Here is a 12,731-nt window from a genome sequence, read left to right on the forward strand (position 1 = left end):
CCCGTCGTGGTCGTGCTCGCCGGCTCAGCAGGTCCCGCTGGCGTTGGCGCCCTTGATGCAGTTGCCGACCTTGTTGGCGCCGTCGCTGAGCGCGGCGTTGATGATCGCGGCCACCACGCCGACGATCGCCACGACGACCGCGGAGATGATGACCCACTCGACGGCGGAGGCACCGCGGTCGAGTTCGCCGGAGCGGGCGCGCTGCACCCGGCCCTGGAGGAAGGTGACCAGGAAGTCCATGGCCGGGATCCCGGTGCTGAAGTTCCGTGTGTTCATGATGTCTTGTCCTCTCGAAACAGCAGTTGGCGAAGGTTCTCGATTCAGCTCGGGTCAGCTCACACCTGGAACACCCGCATCGCCGCCGGGAAGATCAGGAAAACCAGGAAGCCGGCGCACAGCAGCAGCTGGGCGACGAGCATCGACTGGGACTTCTCGCCCGCGCTGCCCTCGATCTCGGCGAGTTCGCGGTGGCGCATGGTCTCGGCGCGGGAGGCGAGGGACTCGCGGACCTTGGCGCCGTCGTCCGCGACCAGGGCGAGGGAGGCGGAGAGGTCCTTGAGCTCCTCCACGCCGAGTTCCTCGCCGAGCGCGCCCAGCGCCTGCCACTGGCTGACGCCGGTGATGCGGGCGTCGGAGAGTGCGTTGCGGATGCGCTGGTTGGCCCAGCCGTCGGAGACCTCGGCCGCCGCCATCAGGGCCTCGGGCAGGCCGCGACCGCCGGCGAGGCTCATCGACACCAGGTCGAGGTACGCCCCGATCACGCGCCTGAGGTCCCGGCGCTTCTCGGCCGCGTCCCGTCGTACCTCCAGGTCGGGCAGGAAGAAGAACAGGGCCGCGCAGGCCAGGGCCAGCCAGACCGGGATGACCGGGTTGTGGCCGAAGCCCATCGTGTAGACGACGGCGAACAGGAAAGGACCGAAGATCAGGCCGGCCGCGGCGAGCAGCACCTTGGTGGCAAGGAACCTCTCCCAGCTGCGGTCGAGGACGGCGAGGTCGGCCCGGAGCGAGCGCTGTTCCCAGCCCTGCTGCCGGTAGAACTCGGCGACGCGCTCGCCGACCTCGGCGCGCAGTGTGCCGAGCCGGCCGGTGTCCTGGGTCTGCCGCGCCGACTCGTAGGCCGCGCCGCGGGCCCGCATCGCGTCGATCCGGGCGACCTGGGCGACCGCGCTGCGCCTGGACGGCAGCAGGGCGCGGATGAGGACGTAGACGCCGAGCCCCAGGGTCACGCCGACGACGATCGGCATCGTGAGGTTCACCGGCGTACTCCATCCTCGGTGGGCAGCGTCTGCTGACCGACCGGACCGGGCTGACCGGGCTGCCCCGGCTGGCCGGGAGCGGTGCGGGGCGGCCGTACGAACTGCACGGAGGACTGGTCGCGGACCAGGAACCGCTCCGGGGTCTCGATGGTGGACAGCTTGCGCAGCCACCAGAAGCCGAGCGCGAACAGCCCGCAGACCAGGGCGAGGACCAGCTGGCCGACGGCGGTGCCGTACGGCGAGACGAAGTCGCGGTTGAAGACGGCGAGGCCGAGGACGAACGCGACCGACACGGCGACGACGATCTGCACCGAGCGCCGGGTGGACGCCCGCTGGGCCATCACCCGCTGGCGCATGTCCACTTCCTCTCGCGACGACTTGGCCAGCGCGCCAAGGACCTGGCGCAGACCGGGGCCGCGGAGGCGGGCGTTGAGGATGAGGGCGGCGACGATGATGTCGGCGGAGGCGTCGTCGATCTCGTCGGCGAGGTGCTGGAGCGCGTCGGGCAGCGGGGTGCGGGCGCGCAGCCGGTCGACGAGGGCGTCGAGGTGCGGTCGCAGGATCGGTGCCGCGGCCCGGGCGGAGGCCGGGATGGCCTGTTCCAGGCCGACCGCGCCGGCGATGGTGTCGCGCAGCGACTCGGTCCAGGAGGCGAGGGCCTCCACCCGCTTCATCGCGGCCCGCTCCTCGGCGGCGCCGCCGAACAGCTTGTCCCAGAAGAAGACGAGGACGCCGGCGGCGATGCCGGCCACCGCCCAGCGGGTCAGCAGCAGCACGACCAGGCCGATGATGGCGGCGAGGGAGCCGCGTCGGCCGGCGAACCGGATGAGCTCGGCGGCCCGTTCGTTCGCCTTCTGCTTCTCGTGCTCGGGCTTGGCGGGCAGGCCGCGGATCGCCAGGACCAGCAGCGCGAGTCCGCCGCCGACGGCGACACCGCAGCCGAGGGCGTAGAGGACCGGGGTGGAGAAGAGCCCGCCCATGGAGCCCAGGGAGGCGAAGGGGTTGAGGTTCATGTCATGTCACCCCCACGCCCCGTGCGGCTGGTAGCCGTAGGCCATCAGGTCCTCCAGGCAGGCTATGGGCGCGTGCGGGACGATGCGGCCGTCGGGGGCCTCCGCGAACACCTCGCTGGACAGCACCCTGCCGTCCACGCCGTTGACCTCGCGGACCGAGGTGACCATGCGCTGGAGACGGCCGCCGGTCTGGTAGTTGTTGCGCCGCTGGATGAAGACGACGAAGTTCACCGCGCCCGCGATCAGCATCTGGCTGGCCTCGATGGGCAGCCGTTCGGAGGCCTGGAGCGCGTAGGTCGAGATGCGGTTGAAGACCTCGCTGGAGCTGTTGGCGTGGATCGTGGAGAGCGACCCGTCGTTGCCCTGCGACATCGCGTTGAGCATGGTGACGATCTCGTCGCCGAGGACCTCGCCGACGATGACCCGGGAGGGGTTCATGCGCAGGGAGCGCCGGACCAGCTCCGCCATGCTGATGGTGCCCTGCCCCTCGGAGTTGGGCAGCCGTTCCTCGAACGCCACCACGTTGGGATGCAGATCGTGGAAGGTGTCGAGCCCCAGCTCCAGGGCTCGCTCCACGGTGATGAGCCGCTCGTGCGGTGGAATCTCGTTGGCGAGCGCGCGCAGCAGGGTCGTCTTGCCGGCGTTCGTCGCCCCCGCGATCATGATGTTCTTGCGGGCGCGGACGGCGCAGGCCATGAAGTGCGCCACCTCGGGCGTGAGCGTCCCGTTCCCCACCAGGTCGGAGATGAAGACCTTGCCCATGCGGGCGCGGCGGATGGAGAGCGCGGGCCGCCGGGTGACGTCCATGACGGCGGAGAGCCGGGAGCCGTCGGGCAGCCGCAGGTCGAGCTGCGGGTTGGCGGAGTCGAAGGGCCGCGACGACAGACCGGAGTAGGCGCCGAGCACCTGGATCAGCTCGACGAGCTCCTCGTCGGTCTCCGCGACGGGATCCCCGACGGCCTCGCGCCCGTCGCTGAACCCGACGAAGACCTGGTCGCACCCGTTGATGTCGATGTTCTCGACGTCCGGGTCGTCGAGCAGCGGCTGTAGCCGCCCCACGCCGAACAGTGCCGCGTGCACGGCGGCGGCGTACTGCTCCTCGGTCTCCGCGTCCAGCGGGGTGCGCCCGGCGTTGATCTCCGCGCGGGCGTACTCCTCCAGGATCTGGGCTATGACCGCGCGGGCGTACTGCCGTTCGTCCTCGGTGGACATCGGCGTCACGCCGGACGTCTGGTCCTGGCGGCGCTGCTCGGCGATCCGGTCGCCTGCGTCCTGCCGGAACCGCTTGACCAGCTGGTGGTCGACAGCCGTCATCGGCCTGCCCCCGCGTGGGGCGCCTGCGGCGGTACGGACGCCGGTACGGTCCAGGCGGCGCCGTACTGCTGGTGGAGGTCGGCGGTGACCTTGCGGGCCGAGCGGATGAGCAGGGACTTGTCGAGGCGCCCGCGCTTGCGGCCGGCCAACTGGTCGGCGCCGGCCGGGTCGTCGGCGATGGTGCCCACGACACGGGCGCCGGTCTGGGCGTGCACGAGCATGTCGTTGACCTGGTTGACCAGCTTGCCGGCGCCGGACGGGTCGGCGACCAGGATCACCCCGATCAGCGGGGTGGCGAGGGCGGCGGCACCGCGCGGGCCGCCGTGCAGCTTCTGCGCGAGGGCGGCGGCCCGGTCCCGGACCCGGGCGAGCGCCTCGGGCTCGGTCCGTGAGACCAGCAGGACGAGCGCCGCGTGCGGGAACATCTCCACGGCCGGGGTGTCGCCGCTGATCCGTCCGCAGTCGGCGATGACGTCGGCCGGGGCGTTCGGGGAGTCGGCGAGCGAGGCGAAGGAGTGCCCGAGCGTGGGCCACAGCCCGGCGAGCCCGGCCGCGTGCTCGGCTATCCCGAGCCCCACGAGCACTTCGAGCCCGCCGCTCAACGGCTGTACGTGGTCCCAGAGTTGGTCCGGTACGAGGCCTCGTCGCGCCGTGGCGGCGATGGACAGCATGCCGGTGTTCGGGTTCAGCGGGCCGCCGTGCGCGGCGGCACTGCGGTAGACCAGGTCGCCGCCGGCCGGGTCGGCCTCGGCGAGCAGGACCCGACGCGGCCAGACCGCGGCCAGCGCGACGGCCGCGGTGGTGACGCCGGGGGAACCCTTGTCGGCGGCGATTGCGATGAGCGCCATGGGGTGGGGGCCGCCTTCTAGTTGCCGGTGCCGGTGCCGGGTACAAGGACGAGGGCGACCTCGCCGTTGGACGCGGCGTCCGCCAGTTCGGCCGCCTTGTCGCTGTCGACGGTGAGCGTGATGGCGTAGTTGGTGCTGCTGACGAGGTCCGAGCTGTTCTTGCCCGGGACGGCGGTGACCTTGGCGTCGCCGATGATCAGCGTGTCTGCGCCACCGGAGGAGGACGAACCGCCGGACGACGAACCGCCGGAGGACGAGGAGCCGGTGACGCGGTAGGCGGCGACGGTGTCACCGATCTCGATACCGGACGGGTACTGGCCCTCCTTGAGCGACAGGCCGACGCTCGACTTGCCGGCCGGAAGCCTGCTGCCGCTGCCGAACATCTCGCCGACGGCGACGGCACCGGCCGGGATGGTGCTGACGGCCTTCAGCTTCTTCAGGTCCTCCAGCTGGGACCACCTGACGTAGTGGATGCCGGCGTCGTCGGCGACCATCACGGAGGTCACGTTGCTCCCGGTCACGGACGAGCCGGCCGGGATCTGCTGCGTGATCTTTATGACCTCGATGCGCTTGCCGGCCTGCAGGACGAGGGTCGTCGCCCCCAGCGCGCCGAGCAGGATCAGCAGTACCGCGAGCGCGGCCAGAGCGGGCTTGCGTTCCCGCGGGGCGGTGGGAAGCCGGTCACCGACCGAAGGCTGAGCCGGTCCGGCGGAACGACCGGCGCCCGCCCCCGTACGCTCTTGGATCTTCACGCAACCGCTCCCCGTTACAGCCAAGACAGTGTCTGTCAAGAACTCTGAAAACCTGTCGACGCTCGTCACCGCACCGACCGGCACAGCGAAAGCGGACACTCCACACCAATCACCCCGATCCGGCCAAATACTCGGCCGCGGGGTGAGTGTCAAGCGCTCGCACCGTATCAGCCGCACATAAGCCCCTCAAGGCGCGGCCGGACTCCTTGACCTCACTGAAATCGTCGTTGCGATCTGCAACGGCGGTGGTCTGTGCGGCGGTTGGGACTCTGGCCACATCAAGGGACGCCGGAGTGTGCGCCGGTGAATCCTCCCCGCCCTGATCGCGGCCGGTCCGGGCCCGACGCCGTCACCGCGCGCCCATGAGGCCTGCACGAAGTGCTCACTGCGGCGCCCGGTTTCGGACGGCGTCCCGACTAGGATCACGGATCACCCGGCCGGGCGAGGGGTTTCGCCGCCGTGAACGACCGTGAGGACGGCAGACCGTGACGGTGCCCCAGCGCCACTCCTGGCAACCCCCGGAGGGCGAGGAGCTCGTGGCGCGCGCCCCGGTGTCCTTCGCGACCGGCGCGGCGGACCGGGTCCGGGGCCGGCGCTGGTTCCGCGACGCCGAACGACACGACATACAGGCCGAGTTGCCGGGCTGGCCGGCCGGTCCGGCCTACCGGCTCAAGTCGAGGATCGGCTTCGTGGTGCGAGTCGTCCTCGGCGGCGTGTTCCTCCTCGGCGTCCTGGCCGTGGCCGTGATCTTCGACGCCAACGTGCCCTCAGGCGGCGGCTCCCGCGGCTCCGGCTCGCTGGGCAGGAGCGAGGACCCGGAGAACGAGGAGACGGACTTCCCGGTGCTGTGGGCCGCCCCCGGCACGATCGCCCGTACCCTCCCCTGGGAACTCGACCCGGCCCGCCGCCCCGACACGGACGTCACGTACCTGGTCCTGACCGACCGTCGCCTGCTGGTCCTCGGCGGACTCCAGGATCCCAGGGACCCCTGGGAGGAAGTCCTGTGGGAGACGGACCTGAGCACGGTGGCCGCGGTCGAGCGGCGTCCGTACTCCGTCGGCGGACGTGACTTCCGGGTCGTGTTCACCGACGACTCCTGGTGCCGCCTGACGTCCCTGGAGGGCCAGGGCCTGGTCGGCCGCCTGACCGCGGACCGCCCTTCCGACTAGGCCGTGACCCGTACGGTGCGCGCCAGTTCGTCGGTCAGCTCGCAGAGGGCGTCCGTGTGGGCCGGTGTCTGCCAGGAGGTGAGCAGGACGAGTCCCCAGGTCTCGTCGGCGCGGATGCCGTACGCGCACGTCTCCGTGATCGTCCCCAGCCCGTCCCGGCCGACGTCCCGGACGTACGCGTGCCGGACGCGCACCGCGGGCCCGGCGGGCAGGGTGCGGAGCTCGGCCTCGGGCGGCCGGTAGGAGTCGGCGGTGGGGGCGGCGAGAAAGCGCCGCAGGAGGTCGACGGTCAGGGTCGGGTACGTGTCGTCGGCGACCAGCGCCGACAACTCGATCCGGGCGAGCTCCCCGAGCCGCGGCTCCGGCACGTACGACAGCGCGGTGACCGGTCCGCGCCCGCGGGAGTCGGCGGCGGCCTCGCGGAGTTCGGCGGCGAGGGCGTCGAGCAGCTTCGGGTCGCCGTCGTCCGGGCCGACGAGCCGCCGGGCGGCCTCCCCCGCCCAGGCGCCCGGCTCGACGGACGTGCGCACGGGCAGCGCGACGGCGTACTCCGGCGTCCGCAGGCGAACGGTGGCGGCGGCGAACTCGGGCATCAGGCCATCCATTGCAGGGTGCGGGCGACGGAGTCGAACAGCGTGACCAGGGCCTCCACCAGCGGCTCCAGCGGCGGTGCCGTCGGCGTCGAGAAGGAGAGCAACAGCCGCTGCCCGCTGTTCGGGACGGCGAGGTAGACGTCCAGGTGGGCGACGGCGAGCCTGTTGCCGTCGGGGTCGTCCACGGCGGGCCGGCGGAGGTAGCGGTGGCGTACGGCGGGGCCGGCGGGGAGGTCGACGAGGGTGACGTCCCCGACGCCCGTGTCGCCGACGCCCGCGTCACCGGCGTCGGTGCGGAGGGCGAGGGAGCGGGCGATGTCGCCGAGGTCGCCGGGTTCGGTGCCGGGCGCCGGCCGCAGCACCGTCACGACCAGACCGGCGGAGACGGGGACCTGGCCGAGGACCTGGTCGACGACGTACATCTCCACGCCGCCGTTGGCCTGCGCGGCCTCGGCCTGCGCCCGCATCCGCTCCGCCAGCGCGGCCTCCAGCTGCGGGGTGGCGTGCGTCCGCCGCAGCCTGCGCTTGACCAGCTTGTCGATGCGGTGGGTCCAGCGCTCCGGACCGTCCAGCACGATCCGCTCCCAGCCGTCGGGGACGGCCAGGCGGTAGTCGGAAGGGGGCGGCGGCGCGACGGCGGCTGCCGCGACAGGGGCAGCCGCAGGGGCAGCGGCAGCGGCAGCGGCAGCGGCAGGAGTTTCGGTGCGGTCCGTCATACGTCCGTTCCGCCCGCCCGGCCGTCCGGCTCGCCCGGTCCGGCGTCCGGCTCGCCCGGTCGGCCGCGCCGCTCGTTGGACCGGCTCAGCACGGCGGCGGCCAGGGGCGCGAGGACGAGGACGGCGGCGGCACCGAGGCAGCCGTACGCGGCGGCGATCCCGCCGAGGGCGGACTTGCCGCCGAGAACCGGCCGGTAGTGGTCCGACGGGTCGACCACCGCAAGGGTCTTGGCACCGACCTGGGTCTCGTCCGTGCACCGCTTGTCGTTCTCGAACACCCTGCGGACGGTGCCGTCCGGGAGCGTCACCCGGCAGTACGTGACACGCACGCCGTGCGACGCCTGCTCGTGCAACGGCTTCGCGTAGGTGACCGTGGTCTCCTGCCCGCGCAGGTGCAGGTACCACTCGTCGGCGGCGTACGAGCCCACCCAGACCAGCGCGACATAGGCGACCGCGACGAGGCCGCAGGCCACCAGCCCCCCGAGGGACCTGCGCGTCCTGAACCCCGCCCAGGCCACGGCCACACCGCAGACCGCGCCGACGAAGAGCGCCGAGGAGTTGAGGACGTACGTGGACAGCAGGCACAGGACCACGCCGACGACGGCGACCAGGAGCAGCCGGATCCACGGCCACACCGCTCTGCCCTCGTCGGCGCCCCGGTCACCGTCGAAATCCCACCGGCTGGAGGGGCGGGAGTGCTCCGCCAGGATGTGCCGCACGGCCGGCTCGCCGCCCTTCTCCAGGGCGATCTCGCGCAGGCGCGACAGGCCGAGCCCCTTCTCCTCCAGTTCGCGCTGTCTGCTTCTCGGAAGCCGGGCGAACTGCTCGTCGACGGTCTGACCGTCTCCAGGTGCCACTTTCCTCGTTCTCTCCTCGCCCCTGCGGGCCTCGCCATGATCCGGTACGGGTACGAGTACCGGTACGGGTACCGGCGGACGCGTTTCAGCCGCCGGCGACCTTCCAGTTCCAGTTGTAGAAGGGAATGCCGTTCGCCCCGACGGGGGCGATGTGCTTGATGCCGTCGAACTGGTTGCGTTCGACGGAGGTCGGTTCCCAGCCCGCCACGGGCGCCAGGTTCACGATGCCCGCGCCCAGCGGCAGCACCTGGCTCGCGGCGTACAGGCCGCCGGCCGACCATGCCTTGCCCTTGAACACCGAGTCGGACAGACCCCGCCACCTGGGAAGGTTCTCGGTGAGGATCGAGTCCTCGGCTCCTCGCTCGGCGACGGCCGTACGGATGTCGCCGAAGTACGCCTTGAAGTTGACGGACTCCTTGACGATCGACTTCATCCTGGGCAGGACGCTGTCCGGCCCCTTCGCCAGGGCTTCGGCGATCTTCCCCGCCCTGACCCCCGAGTTCGCCTGGGCGATCTCGCCCGCCAGCTTCTCGCCCACGCCCAGCCCGCGCAGGTTCAGGAACTCCCTGAGCGCCGACGATCCCCGGGCGGCCGTGGCCGCCTCCTTGAAGGTCGTCCCGAGGACCCGGCCGGCCCCGAACGACAGCACGCCGACCACGTCGATGGCGACGTCCAGCCAGGTGCCCTTGCCGTCCAGTGCGGAGACGGTGTCGCAGACGAGGGCGACCACGGAGGCGATCAGAGCCAGCGCCCCGAGCACCTCGCCGAGGATGGGGACCCAGCTCAGGCACAGGGCGAGGAGGCAGAGCACTCCGGCGATCGCTCCCGCCCAGTGGCCGACGGTGGCGACCCAGTCCTCCCAGTCGTCCCACCAGTGGTGCTCGGGATCCTTCAGCCCGTCGCCGTCGACGGCGTCCCGTATCGCCTTGGCCGCGTACCCGGCCTGCGTGTCCCGGTAGTCGAGCGCGGCCCGGAGCTCCCGCTTCGCGGCGTCGAGGTCCCCGTCCGAGGCCTCCTTCTGCCGCTTCAGCTTCTGTTTGTCCGGGTGGTTGTCGTCACCGGACGGATGCTGATCGATCTGCTTCTGGTAGTTACTGCTGTCGGCGTCAGCAGCCGCAGCTTTCTTCAGCGCGGCCCGCACCCGGTTCTGCGCGTGGTTGAGCGCGGTGGCCCAGTTCTCCCGCACGGTGTCGGCGATGGGCTCGTACGGCACGGAGGACCCGAGCGCCGCGCCCGCCGCCGCGTACCGCTGATGCGACTGGCTCAGCAGCTTGACGGTGTCGCCGGTCTTCGCGGTGAACGCCTTCCCGGCGTCCGAGTCCCACCCGTTCCCGTCGACGAGGTTGTTCAGCTTGCCGGCCTGTTCCTCGATCAGCCGGGCGGTGTCGGAGATCCGCTTCCCGAGCCGGGCGACCTCGTAGGGGTCCCCCGGCGTGAACTCCTTGTCGTCGTACCGGGCCGTCTGCCAGTCGACGCCGGCGAAGTCGTGATCGCTCACTTGTCCCCCGGCTGAGCCTTGACCAGCGCGTCGGCAAGATGCTGGTCGATGCCGTCGTAGGCCTTCGCCGCCTCGCCCGCGGTCTTCCCGAGGAACTCCAGCCCGTCGCAGAGCTGTTTGCGCTTCTTCTTCCAGTCGTCCGCGAAGTCACCGAGTGCGTCAGCCACCTCGCCGGACCCGATCTCGGAGCCGTACGAATCGACGAGATCCTTCGCATGTTCAAAGTTGGACTTCAACTTCGCGACGGATCTGCTGATCTCCCGCAACTCACTCGTGGACACCTTGACGTGGTCCGCCACCGCTACCCCCGTGAACACCTGCCTACCGACCGCCCCGCGAGACGCAGAGAGCCAGGGTCACTGTGTGTCGAGGGTTTTGGGGGCTACAACCAATGGACCGCAAAGGGAGCCCAAAGGACGAGCGACGTCCACGCCAGGCCGACGCAACCTCCACAAGGTCCACGCGCCCACTCCGGGACGGCACCACAGCACGCCACCACCACGGGCCGACCCCCTCTGGCGAACGCCCCGTTCATCCACAATCACCGTATTTACAGCGAAGTTCGCGGTGGCGAAACCCGGGACCTCGCGGATACCGTTTGCAGGCTTGCCGAATTTCATTCTCACGGGGGAGTCCACAGTGAAGCGCCGCACCATGCCCGTTGCCGCCGCGCTCGCCGCGACCGCAGCTCTGCTGCTCACGGCATGCGGAGGCGGGGACGACAGCGCCAAGGACAAGAACGACAAGATCACGGGGGCCGGTACGGAAGCATCACCTTCTCCGTCCCCCTCACCCTCCGCCTCGGCGGACAAGAACGCGCCGACGTTCGCGTTTCCGTCGGACATCGACACGACCGTGGAGCGTAAGTCGACCGGGGATGCCACGAAGGACGCCATTCTGCGGGACGTCTCCTACTCGGCACAGGCCCGGCTCGAAGCCTTCGCCAAGGGCCAGGGCCAGACGGCCAACATGAACCGCTACTTCGCCGCATCGGCCCTTTCGTACTGGACCCAGCGAGTTGCGACGGTCAGAAAAGACGGCCTCACGGTCACTGGCCACTACCGCTTCTTCAACTTCGAGGTCACGGACGTAGCAAGCGCCAAGACGGCTGCCGTCCGTTACTGCGAGGACCAGAGCAAGGGCTACAGCAAGGAAGTCAAGACCGGCAAAGTGCTGCGTACCAAGCCGAGCAACGACGACTTCATCTTCTACACGCTTCAGGCCGCGAAAGACTCACACGGTGACTGGCAGGTGACCGAGCAGAACTGGAAGAAGGCGGACTCCGCGTGCGTACAGGGCTGAGGTCGCAGACTGCTCGTCCGCTTCTGGGGACGCTCGTTGCGGCGACTCTCGTTGTGTCCGTCGGGACGCTGTCTCCCGCCTACGCGGGGGACGGTCAGGTCGACGGCAAGGGCGGCGGCACCCGGACTGATCAACCGCCCGCAGGCTCCGGCACCGGCACCGGTTCCGGTCCGGATTCCGGCGCCGACTCGGGCGCCGGCTCCATCGGCGCCCACATCCGCATCAACCGGAAGACGACCGGCTCAGCCGCTTCCACGTCGAAGGCCACATCCTCGAACGCCGACTGGAAGCCCCCCGTCTGCTGGTACGAGCCGATGTACACGCCGGACGAGTACGAGGACTTCATCGACTCCTCGTACAAGGGCGCCCGGGAACCGGCCGCGAGCTACGCGAAGAAGCGTGCCGACGAGGACTACCACAAGGGCGACGAGGGTTTGTGGTGGCAGGTGCAGTTCCGCAACGACGACTACACCGACGCCTGTCCCGTGACCCCTGCCAACTGGGAGATCTGGGTCCCGCCCGCCCAGCCGAAGGCGGACCCCGACCAACTGACCCCGGAGATCCTCTCCGAACTCGCGTACAACTCGACGAGGTTGCCGAAGCCGCCCGTGGTCCTGAGCCCGACCCCGGACCGGCTCAAGGTGAACCTCGGCACGCGCGTGAAGCTGGACGGCGACTTCGACCGGGTGTGGACAACGGCCGACATCGACTACAAGGGCGTCGAGATGGCCGCGACGACCGTCGCGACTCCCGTGGCCCTGAGGGTCGACGCGGGCACGTCGGACGCCGATCCGCAGACCTGCACGTACGACCTGGTGAAGGGCGACAACGGCTACACGGTCGACAGCAAGGACGCGGCCTGCAACGTCACCTACCTCCACTCGTCCGGGACCGGCACCTACCCCTTCAAGGCGTCGATCACCTGGAAGGTGACGTGGACGGACTCGGCCGACCCGGACGGGCCCGCACGGCAGCCGGGCCTGCCCGACGGCCTGTCCACCTACGAGCAGAACGTGACCGTGAAGGAAATCCAGGCGGTCAACCGCTGATGAGACACGGGCGGCCCACGGGGCACCGGCTCCGGGCCGCCCCAGGAGACGGAATCCGACATGAGTGACCTGCGCCTCGAAGACACGATCTTCCAGGACCTGAAGAAGACCTTCTCGTCCATCAGCGACCGCATGGAGACCACCCGCCGCACGCTCCGCAGCGCGGACGCCTCGGCCGTAGGCGAGAAGCAACTCATCGAAGACGTACAGGACTTCGCCGACGACTGGGGCTACGGCATCAAGCAGCTCGGCAAACACACCCAGGGCGCCGTGAAGATGATCAACAAGATCGGGGAGACCTTCGGCAAGCTCGACCTGGACCTGGCCGAGTCCCTCAAGGCCCCGAAGCAGAAGGGCAAGTGAC

At 70.5% G+C, this 12,731-nt stretch carries 15 protein-coding genes; 4 read left to right on the forward strand and 11 right to left on the reverse strand.

From position 1 onward, the window contains the following. Positions 1 to 24 precede the first annotated feature (24 nt). Genes AB0D74_RS24655 through AB0D74_RS24680 form a run of 6 tightly spaced genes read right to left on the reverse strand, consistent with a single transcriptional unit; the run spans position 25 to position 5,183 of the window. The gene (locus tag AB0D74_RS24655) at positions 25 to 276 is read right to left on the reverse strand and encodes a hypothetical protein (protein ID WP_362590812.1); all 252 of its coding nucleotides are present in this window, start codon (positions 274 to 276) and stop codon (positions 25 to 27) included. 59 nt (positions 277 to 335) lie between these two features. Continuing rightward, a complete protein-coding gene (locus tag AB0D74_RS24660) occupies positions 336 to 1,256 on the reverse strand; it encodes a type II secretion system F family protein (RefSeq protein ID WP_362590815.1) in 921 nt (306 codons plus the stop codon). Then, positions 1,253 to 2,269 (reverse strand): type II secretion system F family protein, encoded by a 1,017-nt coding sequence (locus AB0D74_RS24665; protein ID WP_362590818.1) that lies wholly within the window; start codon positions 2,267 to 2,269, stop codon positions 1,253 to 1,255. The genes AB0D74_RS24660 and AB0D74_RS24665 overlap by 4 nt, the downstream gene beginning before the upstream one ends. Positions 2,270 to 2,275: 6 nt before the next feature. Beyond that, positions 2,276 to 3,583, reverse strand: coding sequence for an ATPase, T2SS/T4P/T4SS family (locus AB0D74_RS24670; protein ID WP_362590820.1), 1,308 nt, complete (start codon positions 3,581 to 3,583; stop codon positions 2,276 to 2,278). Beyond that, positions 3,580 to 4,431, reverse strand: a complete 852-nt coding sequence (locus AB0D74_RS24675; RefSeq protein ID WP_362590823.1) for a hypothetical protein — start codon at positions 4,429 to 4,431, stop codon at positions 3,580 to 3,582. The genes AB0D74_RS24670 and AB0D74_RS24675 overlap by 4 nt, the downstream gene beginning before the upstream one ends. 17 nt (positions 4,432 to 4,448) lie before the next feature. Beyond that, entirely contained in the window at positions 4,449 to 5,183 is a 735-nt protein-coding gene (locus tag AB0D74_RS24680) for a hypothetical protein (RefSeq protein WP_362590826.1), read from the reverse strand. Positions 5,184 to 5,668: 485 nt separating this feature from the next. Between AB0D74_RS24680 and AB0D74_RS24685 the strand changes: the two genes are divergently transcribed. After that, entirely contained in the window at positions 5,669 to 6,352 is a 684-nt protein-coding gene (locus tag AB0D74_RS24685) for a hypothetical protein (RefSeq protein ID WP_362590828.1), read from the forward strand. On the opposite strand, the gene AB0D74_RS24690 is transcribed toward AB0D74_RS24685, so the two are convergent. From AB0D74_RS24690 to AB0D74_RS24710, 5 genes are all read right to left on the reverse strand, one after another. Further along, positions 6,349 to 6,945, reverse strand: a complete 597-nt coding sequence (locus tag AB0D74_RS24690; protein ID WP_362590831.1) for a hypothetical protein — start codon at positions 6,943 to 6,945, stop codon at positions 6,349 to 6,351. The two genes, AB0D74_RS24685 and AB0D74_RS24690, sit on opposite strands and share 4 nt — an antisense overlap. Beyond that, positions 6,945 to 7,661, reverse strand: coding sequence for a hypothetical protein (locus tag AB0D74_RS24695; protein ID WP_362590834.1), 717 nt, complete (start codon positions 7,659 to 7,661; stop codon positions 6,945 to 6,947). The genes AB0D74_RS24690 and AB0D74_RS24695 overlap by 1 nt, the downstream gene beginning before the upstream one ends. Beyond that, positions 7,658 to 8,518: a hypothetical protein gene (locus AB0D74_RS24700; RefSeq protein WP_362590837.1), complete on the reverse strand. Its 861-nt coding sequence runs from the start codon at positions 8,516 to 8,518 to the stop codon at positions 7,658 to 7,660. Before AB0D74_RS24700 ends, AB0D74_RS24695 begins: the two co-directional genes overlap by 4 nt. 85 nt (positions 8,519 to 8,603) lie before the next feature. Then, on the reverse strand, positions 8,604 to 10,016 hold the full coding sequence (locus AB0D74_RS24705; protein WP_362590840.1) for a hypothetical protein: 1,413 nt from the start codon (positions 10,014 to 10,016) through the stop codon (positions 8,604 to 8,606). Further along, positions 10,013 to 10,315 carry a type VII secretion target gene (locus AB0D74_RS24710; protein ID WP_294008471.1) on the reverse strand — a complete coding sequence of 101 codons (303 nt, stop codon included), beginning with the start codon at positions 10,313 to 10,315 and terminating at the stop codon, positions 10,013 to 10,015. The genes AB0D74_RS24705 and AB0D74_RS24710 overlap by 4 nt, the downstream gene beginning before the upstream one ends. Positions 10,316 to 10,655: 340 nt before the next feature. Here AB0D74_RS24710 and AB0D74_RS24715 point away from each other — a divergent pair, with 340 nt between their 5' ends. Genes AB0D74_RS24715 through AB0D74_RS24725 form a run of 3 tightly spaced genes read left to right on the forward strand, consistent with a single transcriptional unit; the run spans position 10,656 to position 12,730 of the window. Beyond that, the gene (locus AB0D74_RS24715; RefSeq protein WP_362590844.1) at positions 10,656 to 11,318 is read left to right on the forward strand and encodes a hypothetical protein; all 663 of its coding nucleotides are present in this window, start codon (positions 10,656 to 10,658) and stop codon (positions 11,316 to 11,318) included. A 53-nt stretch (positions 11,319 to 11,371) separates the two neighbouring features. Then, positions 11,372 to 12,367: a hypothetical protein gene (locus AB0D74_RS24720; RefSeq protein WP_362590847.1), complete on the forward strand. Its 996-nt coding sequence runs from the start codon at positions 11,372 to 11,374 to the stop codon at positions 12,365 to 12,367. A 60-nt stretch (positions 12,368 to 12,427) separates the two neighbouring features. Continuing rightward, entirely contained in the window at positions 12,428 to 12,730 is a 303-nt protein-coding gene (locus AB0D74_RS24725; RefSeq protein WP_362590850.1) for a hypothetical protein, read from the forward strand. The last annotated feature ends 1 nt before the right edge of the window (position 12,731 follow it).

The sequence above is a fragment of the Streptomyces sp. NPDC048278 genome, assembly GCF_040652195.1.
Lineage (GTDB): Bacteria > Actinomycetota > Actinomycetes > Streptomycetales > Streptomycetaceae > Streptomyces.